Below are 18,849 nucleotides of genomic sequence, written 5' to 3' on the forward strand. Positions count from 1 at the left end.
CTGCGTCAGCTCCCGTCGCCTCACCGTCATGTGCGGTTCATCGAGGTGCACAGTGTTAGCGATAACAACGACTCGGTCAATGACCGGCAGGTAACGGTTCGATGGCGGCATCGACGGGCGAGCGGGCCGGTAACGGCTCGGCAACGAAGCCCGCCGGGGCCATTGCACAGGCGTTGACCTGGTCCTACGGTCAGCCACCGGGCGCGTGGCGGCGGTCACATCGCCGTCTTCATCGATTCTTCGCACCTCTACGCCATCTCGGGAGTCCTCAGTGCAGAGGCCACGTTTGATCGCCACAGTGTTGGCGCTAACACTCTTAGGCGCGGGCATGACCACGGCCTCCGCGGCGGCCGCCGACGGGCCCACGCTGTCGGCCGACGTGAACCGCACGACGACCAGCGTGAACAAGACGCAGTTCGGCGACATCGTCGAGGACATCAACCACTCGGTCGAGGGCGGCCTCGGGGCGAACATGGTGCGCAACAGCACCATGAAGGAGAACGGCATCGGCGACTGGTCGGCCGTCACGGCCGGCGGGGGGGCCGGCGCGGTCGCGCTCGACACCACGCAGCCGCTCAACGCCGCCAACGGCAACTCGCTGAAGTTGTCCATCACGGCCAACGCCCGCGGCCAGCGCGTCGGCGTCGCCAACGACGGCTTCTACGGCATCGGCCTGCGGCCGTCGACCACCTATACCGCCACCTTCTTCGCCAAGTCCGACGGCGCCTTCCACGGCGGCCTGACCGTCGACCTGGAGAGCACCACCGGGACGGTGTACGCCAAGGCCACCGTCCGCTCCGTCGGCTCGAAGTGGACGAAGTACAGCGTCACCATGACGACCGACCGGAACACGCCGGTGTTCACGGCGAACCGGTTCGTGATCGCCGCTGACGGCGTCGGCGCGGGATCCTCGCTGTACTTCGACGTCGTCACGTGCCGGCCGCCGACGTACCACGACTCCGGCCTGCGCTCGGACCTGATGACCCAGCTGGCCGCGACCAAGCCCGGCTTCTTCCGCGTCCCCGGCGGGAACTACCTCGAGGGCAACACGCTGTCGACGTACTTCGACTGGAAGAAGTCGATCGGCGCGATCGAGAACCGCCCCGGCCACCAGGACGACGCCTGGGGCTACTGGTCCACCGACCAGGTGGGGCTCAAGGGCTACCTCGACATGGCCGAGCAGACCGGGGCGCAGCCGCTGCTGGCGGTCTTCGCGGGCTACACGCTCAACCACACCGTGGTGCCGCGGGACCAGCTCGCACCGTACGTGCAGGACGCGCTGGACGAGATCCAGTACGTGATCGGGGGCGCGGACACCCCGTGGGGCGCGAAGCGGGCCGCCGACGGCCATCCCGCGCCGTACGACCTGCACTACGTGGAGATCGGCAACGAGGACTGGTTCGACGGCACCGGCAGCTACAACTCCTACCGCTTTCCCATGTTCCGTGACGCGATCAAGGCCGCCTACCCGCAGCTGCAACTCATCGCCACGGCCACGGTGACCAGCAGCCAGGTCGACGTCATCGACGACCACTACTACAGCGGCGACACCTCGTACTTCACCAACGCCGCGCACGCCTACGACGGCACGTCCCGCAACGGGCCCAAGCACCTGGTCGGCGAGTACGCGACCACCAACGGCACCAACGACAATCCGACCGGCACCCTGGCCGGCGCGGTCAGCGAGGCCGGCTTCATGACCGGCATGGTGCGCAACGCCGACGTGGTGATCGGCGCGTCGTACGCGCCCGCGCTGGCCGACGTGAGCAGCTTCCAGTGGCCCACCAACGAGATCGCGTTCGACGCGTCCACTTCGTACGGTTCGCCCTCGTACTGGGTGCAGCACATCTTCGGCAACAACACCGGCGACTACGTGGTGCAGTCCTCCTTCACCGGAACCGGCCTGAACGAGGTGGTGACCCGCACCAAGTCGGGCACCGTCTACATCACCGTCGCCAACCCGACCGGCTCCCCCGTCACCACCCAGGTCGCCCTCAACGGCACGACTTCCATCCGTCCAAAGGGGACGGCGACGGTGCTGACCGGCGACCCGAACGCGCGCAACTCCATCACCGCGCCGAATGCCATCGCCCCGGCGACCAGCACCTTCGCCGCGTCCAAGTCTTTCGGCTACACGTTCCCGGCGAACTCCGTGGTGGCGCTGAAAGTGGAGACGTCCGCGCCGATGGTCCCGGTGCTGAACGTCAACCGGGGGCTGTCGCTGCACGTCACGACGCCCGGGGCCACCGACCGGTCCGTCGCCGTGGCCAACGGTGTCGGCACCACGAACGCCGTGTCGGCTTCCTCCTCGGACGCCGACAAGCTCAACGCCACCTTCCTGCTGCGCCCCGGCCTGGCCGACGCCAACTGCTACTCCCTGGAGTCACGGGCGAATCCCGGCCAGTACCTTCGGCACCAGGGCGATCGGATCCTGCTGGGGGCCAGTGGTGGCAAGCAGGCCGCGACCTTCTGCGCGGTGCAGGCCACCACCGGGGTGTCCTTCCGCTCGTACGACGAGCCGGGCCGGTACCTGAGCTACCACGACGGCGGTCTCCGGCTGGACAGCTGCGGCGACGGTTTCACCGTCGGTGAGCCCTGGTGGCGCAGCGACATCTCGGTGCCGCTGGGCCACAGCTCGTGGCAGGCCGACAACGGGAACTTCCTGCGGCACCAGAACTACGTCGCCAAGACCTCGCCGATCACGGCGAGCAACCCGCCGACGGATCTCCAGGACGCGACGTTCGATCTGGTGCCGGGTCTGGCCGACGATTCCTGCTATTCCTTCGAGGCGGTCAACTTCCCCGGTTACTACCTGCGGCACTACAACTTCCAGGTGGTGTTGAACCAGAACGACAAGTCGGGGCTGTTCGCCGAGGACGCCACGTTCTGCGCGACGACCGGTCACAACGGCCAGGGCATTTCCTGGCAGGCGTACGCCTATGAGGACCATTACCTGCGGCAATACGCCGGAAACGTCTACATCGGCGCGAATGGCGGTCCTCGCGTCGGCGACACGGCGGCGGGCTGGACCGACGACACCAGCTGGCTGCGCGCGGCCCCCTGGGCCGGCTGAGAGCCGGGCGCCGGCGGCTTGTGCCGCCTCCAGGCCGCCGGCGCCCACCCACAGGTCAGCCGATATTCCTTGTCACGTATGGACTGCGGAACGCGCCGTTCGGGTCGAGCCGGTTCCGGAGCTCCCGGAACCGGCCGAGCGCCGGCCAGGCCTCGTCGGTCGGGCTGTGGTGGAACAGCTTGCCCCAGTGCGCCCGAACGCCGAACGGCGCCAGCCGCTCCTCGATCGCCGGCAGCAGCGCCTCGACCTCGTCCTGGCGCGGATGCCACGTGAAGTGCAGCGCGACCCGGTCGCCGCCGTGCGCCGGGCTCAGCCAGAGGTCGTCGCCGGCGATAGTGCGGATCTCGGAGCACAGCACCAGCGGCGCGATGCGCGGGCCGAGCTCGCGCAGGGCCTCGAACGCCTCGGCGGCGTGGCGGTAGGGCACGAAGTACTCGGACTGGAGCTCGTCGCCGGTGCTCGGCGTGAAGCCGAGACGGAAGTGCGGCAGCCGCTCGTGCCACGGTCCCGGGACGCCCAACTGCTCGGTGCAGTTGTCGGCGGGAACGCCGGCGGCATGCGCCGGGTGTCGGGGACCGTGGGCCGGCCGCGCGCCGAAGAGATCCGTCCTTGGTTCGCCGACGCTCTTCAGCCACACCTGGTCGACAGTGTCGTTGGCCCAGTTGGTGAAGGCGCTGACGCTGTAGGCGGCGTCCTGGATGTCGTCGAACCGCGTGAGCAGCGCGTCCCAGGGCAGGCCGTCGAAGACGTTCTGCCGCACCTCGAAGGCCGGCACGAGGTCCAGGTCCAGCCGTGTGACGACCCCCAGCGCGCCGACATTCACCACGACACCGGCGAAGTCCCGGTCGCCCCGGGTGTAGGCGCGCAGCTGACCGTCCGCGGTGACCAGCTCGATCCGGGACACCGCCGACGCGAGGCCCTGGTTGCGGCGGCCGGAACCGTGCGTGCCGGTCGCGACGCTGCCGGCGATCGTGCAGTGCGGCAGCGACGCCAGGTTGGCCAGCGCGAATCCCTCGGCATGCAGGACGGGGGCCAGTTCGCCGTAGCGCGTCGCGCCACCGACGGTGACCGTCGACGCGGCCGAGTCGATCTCCATCGACGTCGCAAGGCCGGAGATGTCGATCTGCGCGCCGCCCTCGAAGTCGGCGATGTCGTTGAAGCAGTGCCGGGTGCCCAGGGGCTTGATCCGCGCCGTGGCGGCGACCATTTCGCACACCTCGTCGGGTGTGCGCGGACGCAGGATCCGCTCGGCCGCGTACACGCGGTTGCCCGCCCAGTTGCGTTCCACGGGCACTCCAGGATGTCGACGATCAGCGTGTGAACGCTAACATCCTGCACACGACGATGTCATCGGCGCGGGCGCCGTGCTCTCCCGGACGGTGAGATCCGGCGCGAGCAGCCTGGTCTCCGGCGGCGGAGCCGTGTCGAGCTGACGCAGGGCCGTGTCGACGGCCAGCCGCCCGAGCTCGGCGGTCGGCAGCGCCACCGACGTGACGCGCAGTGGCGGCCGGTCGGCGATGTCGTCGTGTCCCACCGCGACAACCGAGATGTCCTCGGGCACGCGGCGGCCGCGCCAGCGCACCTGCTCCAGCACGTCCGGCAGCACGGTCTCGTTCTCCACCACCAGCGCCGTGATCGTCGGGTCCTCGGCGAACAGCGCGTCCAGGCAGCTGCGGATCGCCTCGACGGATTCGCCGCAGGCGCGCCACCGCGTGCGCAGGCCCCGCCGGCCGGCGACGGTCTCGAACGCGCGGGTGAACCGGCGGGCGTGATCGACCTCCCGGACATAGGACGACAGCGGCGACCCCACCAGACCCACGGACCGGTGTCCCAGACCCGCCAGGTGGGCGACGGTGCGCTCGGCCGCCCGAGCGAAGTCGAGGTCGACGCCGGGCAGGCCGGTCGGGCGGCCGGCGGCCCCGACCAGCACGGCCGGCCGGTCCAGTGTCAACAGCGCCGGCACGCGGGGATCGGCGTCGTGCACATCCAGCACGATCAGGGCGTCGGTGACAGCGATCGACATCGCCCGCCGCAGCCCGGCCACGCCGGTGTCATGCGTGAGCACCAACAGATCGTGGTCACGGACCCGCGCCGCGGCCATGGTCGCGCCGACGAACCGGGTCAGGGCCGGCATGTTCACGTCAACACGTAGTGGCGCAAGCAGCCCCAGCACATTGGTCCGGTGCCGCGGCGACGGCGTCCGCCGGTTGGACGGGCGGTAGCCGAGATCGCGGATGCACTGCTCCACCTGCCGCCGGGTCTCGACGGAGATCGGCCGCTTCCCGTTGAGGACGTACGACACCGTGCTGGGCGCCACCCCGGCCGCCCTCGCGACGTCGATGATCGTCACCACGTTGCGGCTCCTTGCCGTCGAATCTGGCCGATGGCGACCGAAAGTAGACGAGAGCGGGGACAACGCACAAGCACGGGGTCGACAAACCTGCTCGTCGAATGTGTCGAACACACTTCCCATGTCTGCCAACAATGGCCCGGAACCCCGCCTTGACAACACAATCCGGCCGGCGCGATAGTGATGTGCGTCGCGGAGCGAACCCCCGTCGGAGATCGAGCACGCGATTAGCGTGATTAATTGTGTTAGCGCTAACACAGTCCTCGCGCCGCGATTCCCCCTGCCATGCGGAGCAAAGGAGCTCACCATGCCTCGTGTCCGACAGGCTCTCTGGGCCGCCGGCGCGACAGCAGCGCTCGCCGTCGCCACCGCCGTCGGGACGGCGCCCGCCGCCACGGCCGCCTCCCAGGGACCGTGCGACATCTACGCCGCCGGCGGCACCCCCTGCGTCGCCGCGCACAGCACCACCCGCGCCCTCTACGCCGGCTACAACGGCTCGCTGTACCAGGTGCGGCGCAACTCGGACGGCCACACCGCCAACATCGGCCCGCTGTCGCGCGGCGGCGTCGCCAACGCGGCCGCACAGGATTCCTTCTGCGCCAACACGAGCTGCGTGATCACCGTGGTCTACGACCAGTCCGGCCGCGGCAACAACCTCACCCAGGCGCCCGGCGGCGGCGCGGCCGGCGGGCCCGACAACCTCGCCAACGCCACCGCCGCGCCGACCACCGTCGGCGGCCACAAGGCGTACGGCGTGTACGTCGCGCCGGGCACCGGCTACCGCAACGACCGCACCTCGGGCATCGCGACCGGCGACGCAGCCCAGGGCATGTACGCGATCTTCGACGGCACCCACTACAACGGCGGCTGCTGCTTCGACTACGGCAACGCCGAGACCAGCAACAACGACACCGGCAACGGGCACATGGAGGCCATCTACTTCGGCAACATCAAGGTCTGGGGCTACGGCGCCGGCAACGGGCCGTGGATCATGGCCGACCTGGAGAACGGCCTGTTCTCGGGCGTGAACCAGCACTACAACGCCAATGACCCGACGGTCAACCACCGTTATCTGACCGCCGTGGTCAAGGGCGGCCCCGGCAAGTGGGCGATTCGCGGCGGAAATGCCCAGTCCGGCGGCGTTTCGACGTTCTACAGCGGACAGCGGCCGAATGTCTCCGGCTACAACCCGATGCACAAGGAAGGCGCGATCATCCTCGGCATCGGCGGCGACAACAGCAAGGGCTCCGCCGGCACCTTCTACGAGGGCGTCATGACCTCCGGCTACCCCTCGGACGCCACCGAGAACTCGGTGCAGGCGAACATCGTGGCGGCCGGATACCGCTGAACCCGCACGGAACCGGCGAACCGGGCGTAGCGTCACAGGCACCATGAGACGCAGGTGGACGCCGGCCTTCCGACTCAGCTGGGCCGACCAGATGGCGACGCTGCTGATGGCGGGCGTGGCCCTGGTGCCGGCCGTGATCGGCGTCGTCGCGCTGACCGGGCTCCGGTCCGACCTGCCGGTCGGGGTCGGCGCGATCACCCCGATGCCGGCGGTCATGTTCGCCGTGGTGCTCCGCTTTCGCCTGGTCAACGTGTACGTCGGCGAGGACGGCGTCCTGCTCCGGTTTCCGATGTCGACCCGGCTGCTGCCGTGGGACACCATCGCCACCGTCGACACCGTGACCTGCAACGGCGCCTTCGACGAGTTCGTCGGTGAGGAAGTGTGGTTCGACCTCACCGACGGCTCGGCCGCCGATACCCCGGTCTGCCACGCCTCGTGGCTCCGCTCCGGGTTGATGCGCACCGGAATCCGCCGCACCGTCCTCAGCCGGTACCGCTACGACGAGGACTTCGAGCGGCTGCGGGAGATCGTCCTGGAGCGCGCCGCCGGTGAGATCAAGCCCAAGCCGGCGGCCGCCCCGCCACGGGCCACCTACCTGTCGGCACGCCGCTCGGCGGCCTGGTCCAAACACGTCGACTGACCGCTTCGTGCCTACGTCCTCAGTGGTTTGACATCCAACAGTATGACGTCCGACTAATTCGAGGTACCGTCGAGGCATGGCGCGAACCCGCGAGCCGGCGCTACCGTCCTGGCTGACCTGGCGACAGCGGCCGTTCCCGGACGTCAACCTGCTGTTCCTGGCCGGGCGGCAGCCGACGCTGGTGGACAGCGGCTTCGTGGGCCACGCCGCCGAGACGGCCGAGTGGGTGCGCGCGCAGACGGATCGGCTCGCGCTGGTCGTGAACACGCACTGGCATTCCGATCACGTCGGCGGGAACGCGCTGTTGCAGGCCGGCGGTGCCGGAATCGCTGCCAGCGCCCCGGATGCCGAGGCCGTGGCGCGCCGCGATCCGGGCTGCTGCGTCGCCGAGTACCTCGACCAGCCCGTCGCACCGTACACAGTGGACTTCAGCCTGGCGGACGGGCAGGTCGTGCGGCTCGGCGACACCGACTGGGAAGTCGTCGGCACGCCGGGGCACACGACCGGGCATATCGCGCTGTGGCAACCGGACGAACGGCTGCTGGTGGTCGGGGACGCCTTGTCGGACTACGACGTCGGCTGGGTGAACCTCGCGCTGGACGGGCCCGACGCCGCCAGCACGGCGCTGAAGTCCTTGCAGCGGCTGGTGGATCTCGCGCCTCGAACCCTGCTGCCGTCGCACGGAAAGATCCCGAACGACACCGGATCGGCCCTGGCCGACGCGGTTCGGCGGGCTCAGCGCCTGGTCGATGATCCCGACGGCGCGGTCTGGTACGGCGCGCGGCGGATTTTCGCGTACGCGTTGATGATTCGTGGCGGCATTCCGGTCGACGACGTCGAGCCCTACCTGCTCGCTCGCGCCTGGTTCGCCGACGCGTCCCGGCTGCTGCGCCGGGAGGATCTCGCGGCGGAACTGGTTTCCTCGATGCTGCGCGCCGGTTCGATCGTCGCGCGGGACGGCCGACTGCGCGCCGCGGCCGAGCACACGCCGGTCGATGCCGCCGCGCTGCGGGTGCCGCTCCCCCGCGACTGGCCCCTCGGCCAGTGACTCAGCCGACGGGTTCTTCGTTGCCTCGGGCGGCGACGCAGCCGGCCAGCGCGGTCAGCGCCGCCTCCCGACCGATGTCGACGGCGGCGCGCAGGACGTCCAGGCGCCGCGCCGTGCGGCCGATGTCGGCGCTGCCGATCGGCGGCCGGATCTGAAGCGTCGCCGGGTGCGTTTCCAGCACCAGCTCCTCCTCCGCCCGGAAGACATCGTTGCGCAGCCAGGAATCGATGGTGCCGGGGGCGTGCCGGGCGAACCACCGCGACGCCACCATCCGCTCGATGCGCGAGGGCGCCGACGACGTCTCGTCCGCACGCTTGGTGCGCAGCGCGACGACGTGCGTGGCGCCCTGCGCGAGGGCGGACCTGATCGGGACCGCCTCGCTCAGCCCGGCGTCGACGTACGGGTGGCCGTCGATCATGATCGGGTCGCCGGCCAGGATCGGCATCGCGGTCGACGCCCGCAGCGCCTGCTGCACGGTGGCCTGGTCGTGGATCCGGTCGTGCAGGTCGACGGCGCGCCCGGTGATGGCGTCGGTGGCGATCGGGTGGAACTCGACCGGGTTGTCCAGGATCTCCTGGAACCCCATCGGCATGACCTGGGTGTAGACGGTGTGCACGAGGTAGCGCGTGTCCACCACCGGCTGCCGGCGCAGCGCGCGCCGCAGGCTGATCGTGGTGCCCATGATCTCGCGGTCCCACCACGCGTGCTGCGTCTTCTCGGCGCGCCCGCACAGCAGCCACGCCGCGTTCAGCGACCCGGCCGAGCTGCCGTAGACGGCGTCGAACGCCGGCAGCAGCCCCAGCCGCTCGATGGCGATCGTCATGCCGCTCGAGTACGCGCCGCGAGAGCTGCCGCCCTCGATCACCAGCGCGACGCGGTGGCCGTCGTCGCGGTGGCCCGGGGTGCTTGCGTGCTGCCTGCGGTCGCGCAGGACCTTGAGGACTTCGGCGGTCACCGCTCCTTTATACCCTGCCGGCCTAACGTCGTTCCGTATCATCGTTACGTAACGCCCGTGCTATCATGCCGGATGCCTCGGCTCAAGCAACGCACCGACGCCCTGCGGGAGCGCGCGCTGGCCGCCGCCCTGGCCGTGCTCGCCGAGGAGGGCGTGGCCGGGCTGACCACCCGGACCGTCGCCGGTCGCGCCGGCGCCTCCCTGCCGGCGATCTACGAGGTGTTCGGCGACAAGGCCGGCATCGTGCGAGAGGTGTTCTTCCACGGCTTCGCGGTGCTGGCCGACGACCTGGAGGCGCTGCCGCCGGCCGCGGACCCGATCGAGGCGCTGCGGCGGATCGCCGACACCTTCCGCCGGTTCATCCTCGCCCACCCGGCGCTGGCCCAGATCATGTTCGCCAGGCCGTTCGCCGACTTCGACCCCACCGCCGACGAGGTCAAGGCCGGCGTCCGGGTGCGCAAGGTCTTCGTCCGGCACGTCCGCGCCGCCGCCGACCTCGGCCTGCTCGCCGGCGATCCGGTCGACATCGCGCTGGTGTTCTTCGTGTTCGTCGAGGGCATGGCCGCCGCCGAGGGCGCCCAGCGGCTCGGCGGGTCGAGGCACTCGGTCAACCGGCGCTGGCGGCTCGGCCTGGACGCCCTGCTCGCCGGGTTCGGCGGTCAATCCCGACGCGCGTAGCGGCTCGGTGTCACGCCGAGCATCCGCTTGAAGTGCCGGGTCAGGTGCGATTGGTCGTAGAAGCCGACCTCGCCGGCGACCGCCCCGGCCGGCATTCCGGACAGCAGCAGCCGGCGGGCCATCTCCACGCGCCGCCCGGTCACGTAGAGGTGCGGCGGGATCGCGAAGCGTTTCGTGAACGCCCGAACCAGGTGCGCCGGGTGCACGCCCAACTGGCGGGCGGCCTCGTCGAGGGTCAGGCCGGTGGTCAACCGCTCGTCCAGCAGGTCGTGCAGGTCGTCGGCCACGCCGCGCGGCGGCGGCGTCACCGCGACGGGCCGGCGGCGCAGGTGCGTGCCGAGCCGGTCGACGATCAGCGCCAGCCGGCTCTCCGCCTCGAGGGTCTCCCCCGGCCGCGCCAGCGACCCGTGCAGGCGGCCGATCCGGTCCCACAGCAGCGAATCGGCCAGGTTCGGGCGGTCGGTGGCCGGCCCGATCAGCTCGGCGTCGATCGTGTCTTCGGCCAGGTAGATCACGCGCTTGCGGAACCCCTGCGGCCCGGCGGTCCGGCCGTCGTGCGGGACGTGCGGCGGCAGCAGCACGACCTGCGACCGGAGCGTGCCGTGGTCGTGCCGATCCAGGTCGAACCGCAGCACACCGTCGTCCAGGATCAGCAGCGTCCACACGGTATGCGTGTGCACGGGGTACGCGTGCTGCACGAAATGGGCGTGGAAGACCTCGGCGACACCAGGGACGTCGGGACGCCACGCGCTGACCGCGGATTCGCCGACCATGTTTAGAACGTACAAGACGGTGCCCTGGCGGTGGGCGACCATGTGATTTGTGTCCACCGTCGACAATCCGCGCGAAGCCGGTCCGTACCTGTACCTACTCGTCACCATGGTCCTGTTCGGGTCCGCGTTCACCAGTTCCAAGGTGGTCGTGGGGCAGCTGCCGCACGACGTGGCGGCGATGCTGCGCTTCGGCGGCGGCGCCGTCATCCTCGTGCTGCTGCTGTGTCTGCGTCCCGGTTCAGGACGCTTTTCCTGGCGGGACCTGTTTCTCGCCGGCCTGGTCGGTCTGATCGGCGTCTTCGCGTACAACTTTTTCTTCTTCTGGGGCATTTCACTGGCCCCGGCCATCGACGGCAGCGTCATCGTGCCGGTGCTGAGCCCGGTGCTGACGACCGTCGTCTTCCTGCTGACGGGCCGCGAGGGCGCCTCGCCGCCGCGGGTCGTCGGGCTCGTGCTGGGTGTCGCCGGGGCGGTGGTGTTCTTCGTCGGCATCGGGACCGGCACCTTCACTGGGTCCCGCCTGTTCGGCGACCTCATCTACCTGGTCGCGGCGGCGTGTTGGGCCGGCTACAGCATCGCGTCGAAGAGGGTGCTGAGCGGCATGGAACCGCTGCGCGCCACCACCTACGCCACCGGCGTCGGGGCACTGGCTCTGGTCATCACGGCGATCCCGACACTGTCCACAGCGGACTGGTCCACGGTTCGCACGTCCACTTGGGCCAATGTCGTCTTCCTCGCCGTCGGGCCGACCGCGGTCGCCTACCTCTTCTATTACCGGGCGTTGCGCACGGTCAGCCCCGTCACCGCGACGATCACCATGTTCTCGGTGCCGGTCTTCGGCACCGTCTCGTCGGTGCTGTTCCTCGGCGAATCCTTCACCTTGGTCCAGGTCATCGGCGCGGTGATCACGATCGCCGGCGCCCTGCTCGCCGTCACCCGGGCCAACCCCCGCGTGTCGCGCTCAGCGCGATAGCGAAATGCGGTTTCGGGCAGATTTGAGACTTGCGGCTCGTTTCTGCCTGAAACCGCATTTCGGTGTGTCTGTGAGCGCGACTCGCGGGGGCAAGGAGCACCGGTTGGCGCATGGACAGCGGCCGGTCAGCCGATAGTGTCGAGGCATGACGTCTGTGATCACCAACCAGACCGTTACGCCGCTGCTCACGGTGCCGACGCCGCAGTTCCCGCCGGGTTCGGACGTGATGGTGCGGCAGATCGAGCTGCCGCCGGGCGACCCCGGCCTCGGCCCGCACCGGCACTCCGGACCGGTCTTCGGCTACGTGCTGGAGGGCGAGATCCTGTTCGAGCTGGAGGGCGAGGCCCCGTACAAACTGAGTGCCGGCGACGCGTTCTCAGAGCCCGGCGGCGACGTCATCCACTACCAGGCGGCCAACCTGCTGTCGGATCGGCGGAGCGTGTTCGTGGCGTTCATGGTGTGCGCGCCCGGCGTCGACATGATCACCATGGTCGGCCCGGAGGAGCTGGCCGACAAGGCCGCGTCGCGGCTGCCCTACCAGGGCTGACAGACCCGCCAGGTTTGCCCGTCCGGTCCGTCGCGCGGAGGTAACCGCTCTCCGCACGTAGTGTGGCGACGGTGGAAACCGCAGTCACACTGTCCACTTCCGACGTCGAGCACGGGGATGCCGCCGCGTACTGGCGGGACCTGATCTGCGCGACGTTCGTGGAGGTCGCGGTGCGGCCGGTCGACCGGGCGGGGTTCGCCGGCCTGGCCCGGCAGACCGAGGTGGCGGGAATGAGCTTCGTGCGGCTGACCTCGCACGCCCAGCAGGTCGCCCGCACGCCGGCGTACATCGCTCGCGAGCGGGAGCATCACCTGCTGGCGAACATCCAGCTCAGCGGGCGCGGACGGCTGGTGCAGGACGACCGGCGGACAGTGCTGGAGCCGGGCTCGTTGACGTTCGTCGACAGCTCGAAACCGTACAAATTGGACTTCGAGGGAGAATTCGAGCAGCTGGTCGTGCGAGTGCCGGTGTCGATGCTGCCCCGCCGCACGCTCACCGGCGCGACGGCGGTGGCGCTCGGCGGCGACGGGCCGGGCCGGCTGGTGACAGACTTCCTGCTGGGCCTGGATCGGACGGATCCGGTGGCGGCGCGGGAGCTGGCACCGCACGCGGTTGGCCTGCTGGACACGGCGCTGGGCTGGGCGGCCGGGCGGACCGACGGCCCGCAGCTCGCGATCACCCGCGAACGCGTGCGGCGGTTCATGCGCCGACACGCGTCCGATCCAGGGCTGGACGCCGCGGCAGTGGCGGCGGCCTGCGGGATCTCGCGGCGCACGCTGTTCCGCGCCCTGGCCGACGACGAGCCGTTCACGTCGCTGCTACGCCGATACCGGGTGGAACGGGCTCAGCAGATGTTGCTGTCCAACCCGCGCCGCTCCCTCGCCGCGGTCGCCGCCGAGTCGGGATTCGCCGGCACGACGCAGCTGCACCGCGCGTTCCAGCGGGTCACCGGCGACACTCCGGGCTGCTACCGCAGCAGTTCCCTGACCTTCGCCACGAACTGCGGCGGCGCCGGCGGCGTGGGCCCGGAGACGACCCTCGCCAGCCCCACGTCGTAACGCGGCCCCACGCCGGGATCGATCACCTCGTGCCCGTCCGACCGGAGCTGGGCGACGTTGCGCTGGACGGCCGGTTTGGCCCACATCTGCGCCGACATCACCGGGAAGAACGCGACCGGGGAGGCGCTTTCCAGCACCGTCGTGGCGACGAGGTTCGGCGCCGCGCCGGTGGCCGCGGCCGCCAGCAGGTTCGCGGTGGCCGGCAGCACCACGTACAGATCGTGGTCCTCGGCCAGGGTGACGTGGTTGTCCCGGGCCCAGGTCCGGGGATCGTCGCCGGTGACGACCTGGTCGGCGAACAGGCCCATGGTGGACGCCGGCAGGAACGTCGTGGCGGTGTGTGTCATGAGAACTGTGACGGTGCCGGTGAACTCCGCCCGCAGCGCGGACAGGAACACGGGCAGGAGGGCGACGGCGCCGGAGCCGCCGGCTCCGATGAGCAGGCGGCCGCCGAACGTCGGATTGTCGGACATCGATCTTCCCGGAGGTCGTGGCTGGTGGTACGACGCCATCCTCGGCCGGGCGCCGCGGCACCGAGTGACGATTCGTGCCGGGGCGAGCAACAGTCCGCGCCACCGACACAGTTCGCCGACGGCCGTCGCTGGGCTGTACCATGACGCGATGAGGGCCCGGTCACTGGTGTTCGACCTGTTCGGCGACTACCTGCGCTATCGGGGCGGCGCGGTGCGGCTCCGCGCCCTGGTGGCGCTGATGGAGTGTTTCGCGGTGCCGGAGGCGACGACCAGGGTCGCGGTGACCCGGCTGCGCAAGGAGGGCTGGCTCGACGCCGAACGGCAGGGCCGCGAGACCGTCTACTCGCTGACCGAGGCCGCCTGGGAGATGCTCGACGAGGGCCGCGAGCGGATCTTCGGCCGGGTCACCGAGCCGTGGGACGGCATGTGGCACATGGTGATCTACCAGGTGGCGGAGACCAGCCGCGGCACCCGCGAGCAACTGCGCAAGCAGCTGGCCTGGCGGGGCTTCGGCCCGCTGTCGCCGGGCGTCTGGCTGAGCCCGCACGACCGCAGCGAACAGGTGCGGTCGGCGTTCGCGGACGATCCGGCGGTCACCATCGACGTGTTCTCGTCCCGCTCGGCGGGACAGGCGGCGGACCGGGACATCGCCGCCCGGGCCTGGGACCTGCCCGGACTCGACGGCGAGTACGCCGAGCTGCTGCTGACCTACGAGCCGCGGCTGGCCGCCTACCGGGCCGGCGAACTGCACGGCGCCGCGGCCCTCGTCGAACGCATGACGCTGGTGCACGATTATCGGCAGATCCCGTTCCGCGATCCCGACCTGCCGTACGAACTGCTGCCGGCCGACTGGGTCGGCCGCGAGGCGCACGAGGTGTTCCTGGAGGCGCACAGCCTGCTCCGACGCCCGGCGGAGGCCTGCGTCGACGCCCTGCTGGCCAGCCAGGAACAATAACGAATTCTGGACGGCCGTCGCGAGAGCGTTGTACTTTCGACAGTGTTCCGCCGAACTGAGGAGCGTCGATGCGTATCGCTGTCGCGGGCGGTGGGCCCGGTGGACTGTTCTTCGCCACGCTGATCCGGCGCGCCGATCCGTCGATCGAGGTCACCGTCTTCGAGCGCAACCGGGCCGACGACACCTTCGGCTTCGGCGTGGTCTTCTCCGACCGGACGCTGGAGGCCATCCACGCGGCGGACCCGGTGGTGCGCGAGGCGCTGGCCGAGCACGGCCGGCACTGGGACACCATCGAGGTCCGGCTCAAGGGTGAGCGCATCCGCTGCGGCGGCAACGGCATGGCGGCCATCGTCCGCCGCACCCTGCTCGGCCTGCTCCAGCAACGAGCCCGCGAGGCCGGCGCGCAGCTGCGGTTCGCCCACGAGGTGAGCCTGGCCGACCTGGCCGGGTACGACCTGGTCGTCGCCGCCGACGGCGCCGGCTCCCGGATCCGCGAGCAGCTGGCCGCCGGCCTGGACACCGGCGTCGACACGGCCACCGCGAAGTTCATCTGGTTCGGCACCGACCACGTCTTCGACGGGCTGACCTTCGTGCACGAGCGCGGCCCGGACGGGGTGTTCGCGGTGCACGCGTACCCGATCTCCGACCAGATGTCGACGTTCATCGTGGAGACCGACGAGGAGTCCTGGCGGCGGGCCGGCCTCGACGAGTTCGACACCGGCCGCCCGCCCGGCGAGAGCGACCTGATCAGCAAGGCCTACCTGGAGAAGCTGTTCGCCGAGCAGATCGACGGGCGGCGGCTGCTGGTCAACAACTCGCGGTGGGGCAACTTCCGCACCCGCCGGACCCGCCGCTGGCACACCCTGGAGCCGGTACCGGTCGCGTTCCTCGGCGACGCGGTGCACACCGCGCACTTCTCGGTGGGTTCGGGCACGAAGATGGCCATGGAGGACGCCGTCGCGCTCGCCAATGCCCTTGCCGCCACCGGAGACCTGCCTCAGGCACTGGCCGCGTACGAGGCCGCCGCGCAGCCGTCGGTGCAGAAGATCCAGCAGTCGGCGCGGCCGAGCCTGGCGTGGTGGGAGCACTTCGGCCGGTACCACACCGAGTTCGAGCCGTGGCAGTTCGCGTACCACTTCCTGTCGCGCAGCATCACCGACTCACGACTGTCCAAACGGGACTTGGAGTTCGTGGTGTCGACCCACCGGGCGTGGGAGAGCCGGCACGGCGCGCCGCCGCTGGACACGCCGTTCGAGCATCGCGGCTGGCGCTCGCCGAACCGACTCGTCCGGCTGGCCGACCTCGACCTGCCGCTGGTTTCGACGCCGCTCCCAACGCCTTGGGGCGCAAGCATTGCCGCGCCGGACACCGAGGCCGGGCTCCTCCGCTGCTTCGAGACGTTGGCCGAGCTCGCCGCCGCCGAGCCGGTGCTCGTCGCCGTGCACGGCGGCACGCCGCTGACCCGGACCCTGTTGTGCGAACAGGCCCGGCTGCACGAACACGTGCCGGCGCTGCTCGTCATGCCCGACGCCGATCGCGACCGCGCGGTCACCACCATCCTGTCCGGCCGGGCGGATCTCGTCGGGGTGCCGGCATGATCGACCACACCGTGCCCTGGCCGGAGGACGTCGCCCGCGAGTACGTCGCCGCCGGCTACTGGGCGGGCGTCCCGCTCGGCACCCTGCTGCGGCAGGCGGCCGCCCTCCACCCGGAAGCACCGGCGCTGATCGACCCGGTGGCCGGTATCCGGTTCACGCACGCCGAGCTCGCCGACCGTGCCGACGCCTGCGGCGAACGGCTGCTCGACCTCGGTCTCCGGCCTGGTGACCGGATCGTCGTGCAACTGGGCAACGGCTGGGAATTCGTCGTGCTGACGATGGCCTGCCTGCGTACGGGCATCGTGCCGGTGATGGCGCTGCCCGCGCATCGCCGGGCGGAACTGTCCTACCTGGCGCGGCATTCCGAGGCCACCGCGATCGCCGTGCCCGACCGGCTGCGGGACTTCGACCACCAGCGGCTCGCTCACGAGCTGGCCGCCGACGTGCCGGGGCCGTGGCGGGTGTTGGTAGCCGGCGAGGCGGAACCCGGCAGCGTCGACCTGCGGGCGCTGTGCGCGCCGGGGGCCTCGGCCGGACGGCTGGGCGGGCTGGCGATCGACAGCCGCGACGTCGCGGTGTTCCTGCTTTCCGGCGGCACCACCGGTTTGCCGAAGTTGATCGCCCGCACGCACGACGACTACGCCTACAACGCCCGTGCCAGCGCGGAGGTCGCCGGCGTGGACGCGGACACGGTGTACCTGATCGGTCTGCCGGCGGGGCACAACTTCCCGCTCGCCTGCCCCGGCATCCTCGGCACCCTGCTGGCCGGCGGCCGCGTCGTCACGCTGCCGTCACCGGAGCCGGTCCGCGCGTTCGAGACGATCGCCGCCGAGGGCGTCACCCACACCGCCCTCGTGCCCGCGGTCGCCGGCCGCTGGCTCGATCACGCCCACCAGCACGGCAACGCCCAGCTCACCACCCTGCGCGTGCTCGAGGTCGGCGGCGCACGGCTGGCCGACCAGCTCGCGGCCCGGATCACCGACACCCTCGGCGCCACCCTGCAACAGGTGTTCGGCATGGCCGAGGGGCTGCTCAACTTCACCCGTCTCGACGACCCCGCCGAGATCATCCACACCACGCAGGGCCGGCCGGTGAGCCCGGCCGACGAGGTGCGGCTGGTCGACGAGTTCGACCGGGACGTCCCCGACGGCGAGCCGGGATCGCTGCTCACCCGCGGCCCGTACACGCCGCGCGGCTACTACAGGGCCCCGGAGCACAACGCCAAGGCCTTCACCGCGGACGGCTGGTACCGCTCCGGCGACATCTGCCGCCGTACCCCGGGCGGGTATCTCATCGTCGAGGGCCGGGACAAGGACATGATCAACCGGGGCGGTGAGAAGATCTCCGCCGAGGAGGTGGAGAACCTCGTCTACCAACTGCCGTCGGTCGCGCAGGTCGCCGCGGTCGCCATGCCCGACCCCGACCTCGGCGAACGGGTCTGCGTCTACGTCGTGCCGCGTCCCGGCGCGACGGTGACGCTGACGCAGATCCAGGAGTCCATGGAGCACGCGGGGGTGGCGCGGTTCAAACGGCCCGAACACCTCGTGCTGGTGGCGGAACTGCTCACCACCAAGGTCGGCAAGATCGACAAGAAGGCGCTGCGGGCGGACATCGCCGCCCGGCTGGGCTAGCCCAGATCGTCGGCGATGCCCTTGGTGGCAATGGAAAGCGCGGTGACCCAGTCCGCGAGGGCGGAGCGGTCGAAGCGGATCGCCGGCATGGCGATGGCCAGCGCGGCCACCGGCACGCCGTTCGCGTCGACGACCGCCCGGCCGATCGCCGTGAGGCCGGCCTCGGTCTGCTGGTCGTTGACGGCATACCCGCGCCGGCGCACCACCGCGAGGTCGCGACGCAGCCGGTCGAGATCGGCCTGCGGGTAGCGCGCGGCGACCTCGCGGGGCGGCAAGGCGGCGAGCATGGCTCGGCCGCCGGAGCTGTCCTCGGCCGGCAGCGTCCGTCCGACCCGGTCGCCGACGCGAAGCACCCGCGCGGATTCCACCGTGGCGACGATCCGGGCCTCGGCGCCGACCAGCACCGTCAGGTTGATCGTCTCGCCGGTGGCCTCGCGCAGCCTTTCCATGTGCGGCAACGCGACCCGGTGCAGCGGCGCGACCGGGGCGGTTTCCGCCGGACGGAGCACTGCGCCGGGCCGGTAGCGGCGGTCCTCGTCCTGCACGGCGAAATCCCGGTACACCAACATGGTCAGCAGGCGATGCGCGGTGGACACCGACACTCCCAGCCGTTCGGCGGCATCGGTGACCCGCAACACGCCCTCCTGCTGCAACAACGCGGCGAGTTGCAGGGCGTGATCGACCGAGGCGATGGAGTACGGCGGCTTGTTCCTCACAGCAGAAAACCCTATCCCCACGGGAGGAAAATC

At 70.7% G+C, this 18,849-nt stretch carries 17 protein-coding genes; 11 read left to right on the forward strand and 6 right to left on the reverse strand.

Going from position 1 to position 18,849, the window contains the following annotated elements; genetic code table 11:
- Positions 1 to 328: 328 nt before the first annotated feature.
- A complete protein-coding gene (locus tag BCF44_RS25810; protein WP_116176973.1) occupies positions 329 to 3,073 on the forward strand; it encodes an AbfB domain-containing protein in 2,745 nt (914 codons plus the stop codon).
- Positions 3,074 to 3,128: 55 nt separating this feature from the next.
- Here BCF44_RS25810 and BCF44_RS25815 read toward each other — a convergent pair whose 3' ends face one another.
- On the reverse strand, positions 3,129 to 4,361 hold the full coding sequence (locus tag BCF44_RS25815) for an FAD-binding protein (RefSeq protein WP_379801589.1): 1,233 nt from the start codon (positions 4,359 to 4,361) through the stop codon (positions 3,129 to 3,131).
- A gap of 36 nt (positions 4,362 to 4,397) precedes the next feature.
- Complete coding sequence (locus BCF44_RS25820; RefSeq protein ID WP_116176975.1) at positions 4,398 to 5,426, reverse strand: LacI family DNA-binding transcriptional regulator; 1,029 nt, start codon at positions 5,424 to 5,426, stop codon at positions 4,398 to 4,400.
- A 304-nt stretch (positions 5,427 to 5,730) separates the two neighbouring features.
- Here BCF44_RS25820 and BCF44_RS25825 point away from each other — a divergent pair, with 304 nt between their 5' ends.
- The 3 genes from BCF44_RS25825 (at position 5,731) to BCF44_RS25835 (ending at position 8,459) form a co-directional block, all read left to right on the forward strand.
- On the forward strand, positions 5,731 to 6,771 hold the full coding sequence (locus BCF44_RS25825; protein ID WP_246015562.1) for an arabinofuranosidase catalytic domain-containing protein: 1,041 nt from the start codon (positions 5,731 to 5,733) through the stop codon (positions 6,769 to 6,771).
- Between the two features lie 43 nt (positions 6,772 to 6,814).
- Positions 6,815 to 7,411, forward strand: a complete 597-nt coding sequence (locus tag BCF44_RS25830; protein ID WP_147328629.1) for a hypothetical protein — start codon at positions 6,815 to 6,817, stop codon at positions 7,409 to 7,411.
- Positions 7,412 to 7,487: 76 nt separating this feature from the next.
- Entirely contained in the window at positions 7,488 to 8,459 is a 972-nt protein-coding gene (locus tag BCF44_RS25835) for an MBL fold metallo-hydrolase (protein WP_116176977.1), read from the forward strand.
- Between the two features lies 1 nt (position 8,460).
- On the opposite strand, the gene BCF44_RS25840 is transcribed toward BCF44_RS25835, so the two are convergent.
- On the reverse strand, positions 8,461 to 9,414 hold the full coding sequence (locus BCF44_RS25840; RefSeq protein WP_246015563.1) for a patatin-like phospholipase family protein: 954 nt from the start codon (positions 9,412 to 9,414) through the stop codon (positions 8,461 to 8,463).
- 72 nt (positions 9,415 to 9,486) lie between these two features.
- On the opposite strand from BCF44_RS25840, the gene BCF44_RS25845 reads away from it, so the two are divergent.
- Positions 9,487 to 10,092 (forward strand): TetR/AcrR family transcriptional regulator, encoded by a 606-nt coding sequence (locus tag BCF44_RS25845; protein WP_116176979.1) that lies wholly within the window; start codon positions 9,487 to 9,489, stop codon positions 10,090 to 10,092.
- On the opposite strand, the gene BCF44_RS25850 is transcribed toward BCF44_RS25845, so the two are convergent.
- On the reverse strand, positions 10,074 to 10,865 hold the full coding sequence (locus BCF44_RS25850; protein ID WP_116177307.1) for a helix-turn-helix domain-containing protein: 792 nt from the start codon (positions 10,863 to 10,865) through the stop codon (positions 10,074 to 10,076). The two genes, BCF44_RS25845 and BCF44_RS25850, sit on opposite strands and share 19 nt — an antisense overlap.
- A gap of 49 nt (positions 10,866 to 10,914) precedes the next feature.
- On the opposite strand from BCF44_RS25850, the gene BCF44_RS25855 reads away from it, so the two are divergent.
- From BCF44_RS25855 to BCF44_RS25865, 3 genes are all read left to right on the forward strand, one after another.
- Positions 10,915 to 11,838, forward strand: coding sequence for a DMT family transporter (locus BCF44_RS25855; protein WP_211353229.1), 924 nt, complete (start codon positions 10,915 to 10,917; stop codon positions 11,836 to 11,838).
- Between the two features lie 145 nt (positions 11,839 to 11,983).
- Entirely contained in the window at positions 11,984 to 12,385 is a 402-nt protein-coding gene (locus tag BCF44_RS25860; RefSeq protein ID WP_116176980.1) for a cupin domain-containing protein, read from the forward strand.
- Positions 12,386 to 12,456: 71 nt separating this feature from the next.
- Complete coding sequence (locus tag BCF44_RS25865) at positions 12,457 to 13,443, forward strand: AraC family transcriptional regulator (RefSeq protein WP_211353230.1); 987 nt, start codon at positions 12,457 to 12,459, stop codon at positions 13,441 to 13,443.
- On the opposite strand, the gene BCF44_RS25870 is transcribed toward BCF44_RS25865, so the two are convergent.
- Positions 13,353 to 13,916 carry a flavoprotein gene (locus BCF44_RS25870; RefSeq protein ID WP_116176982.1) on the reverse strand — a complete coding sequence of 188 codons (564 nt, stop codon included), beginning with the start codon at positions 13,914 to 13,916 and terminating at the stop codon, positions 13,353 to 13,355. The two genes, BCF44_RS25865 and BCF44_RS25870, sit on opposite strands and share 91 nt — an antisense overlap.
- A 148-nt stretch (positions 13,917 to 14,064) precedes the next feature.
- Here BCF44_RS25870 and BCF44_RS25875 point away from each other — a divergent pair, with 148 nt between their 5' ends.
- The 3 genes from BCF44_RS25875 (at position 14,065) to BCF44_RS25885 (ending at position 18,100) form a co-directional block, all read left to right on the forward strand.
- Positions 14,065 to 14,871 carry a PaaX family transcriptional regulator gene (locus BCF44_RS25875; RefSeq protein ID WP_116176983.1) on the forward strand — a complete coding sequence of 269 codons (807 nt, stop codon included), beginning with the start codon at positions 14,065 to 14,067 and terminating at the stop codon, positions 14,869 to 14,871.
- Positions 14,872 to 14,939: 68 nt separating this feature from the next.
- Positions 14,940 to 16,469: an FAD-dependent monooxygenase gene (locus BCF44_RS25880; protein ID WP_116176984.1), complete on the forward strand. Its 1,530-nt coding sequence runs from the start codon at positions 14,940 to 14,942 to the stop codon at positions 16,467 to 16,469.
- Positions 16,466 to 18,100, forward strand: a complete 1,635-nt coding sequence (locus tag BCF44_RS25885) for a (2,3-dihydroxybenzoyl)adenylate synthase (RefSeq protein ID WP_116176985.1) — start codon at positions 16,466 to 16,468, stop codon at positions 18,098 to 18,100. The genes BCF44_RS25880 and BCF44_RS25885 overlap by 4 nt, the downstream gene beginning before the upstream one ends.
- Here the strand turns inward: BCF44_RS25885 and BCF44_RS25890 are convergent.
- Positions 18,097 to 18,816 carry an IclR family transcriptional regulator gene (locus BCF44_RS25890; RefSeq protein WP_116176986.1) on the reverse strand — a complete coding sequence of 240 codons (720 nt, stop codon included), beginning with the start codon at positions 18,814 to 18,816 and terminating at the stop codon, positions 18,097 to 18,099. The two genes, BCF44_RS25885 and BCF44_RS25890, sit on opposite strands and share 4 nt — an antisense overlap.
- Positions 18,817 to 18,849 lie beyond the last annotated feature (33 nt).

It is taken from the genome of Kutzneria buriramensis, assembly GCF_003387475.1.
Classification (GTDB): Bacteria; Actinomycetota; Actinomycetes; order Mycobacteriales; family Pseudonocardiaceae; genus Kutzneria; species Kutzneria buriramensis.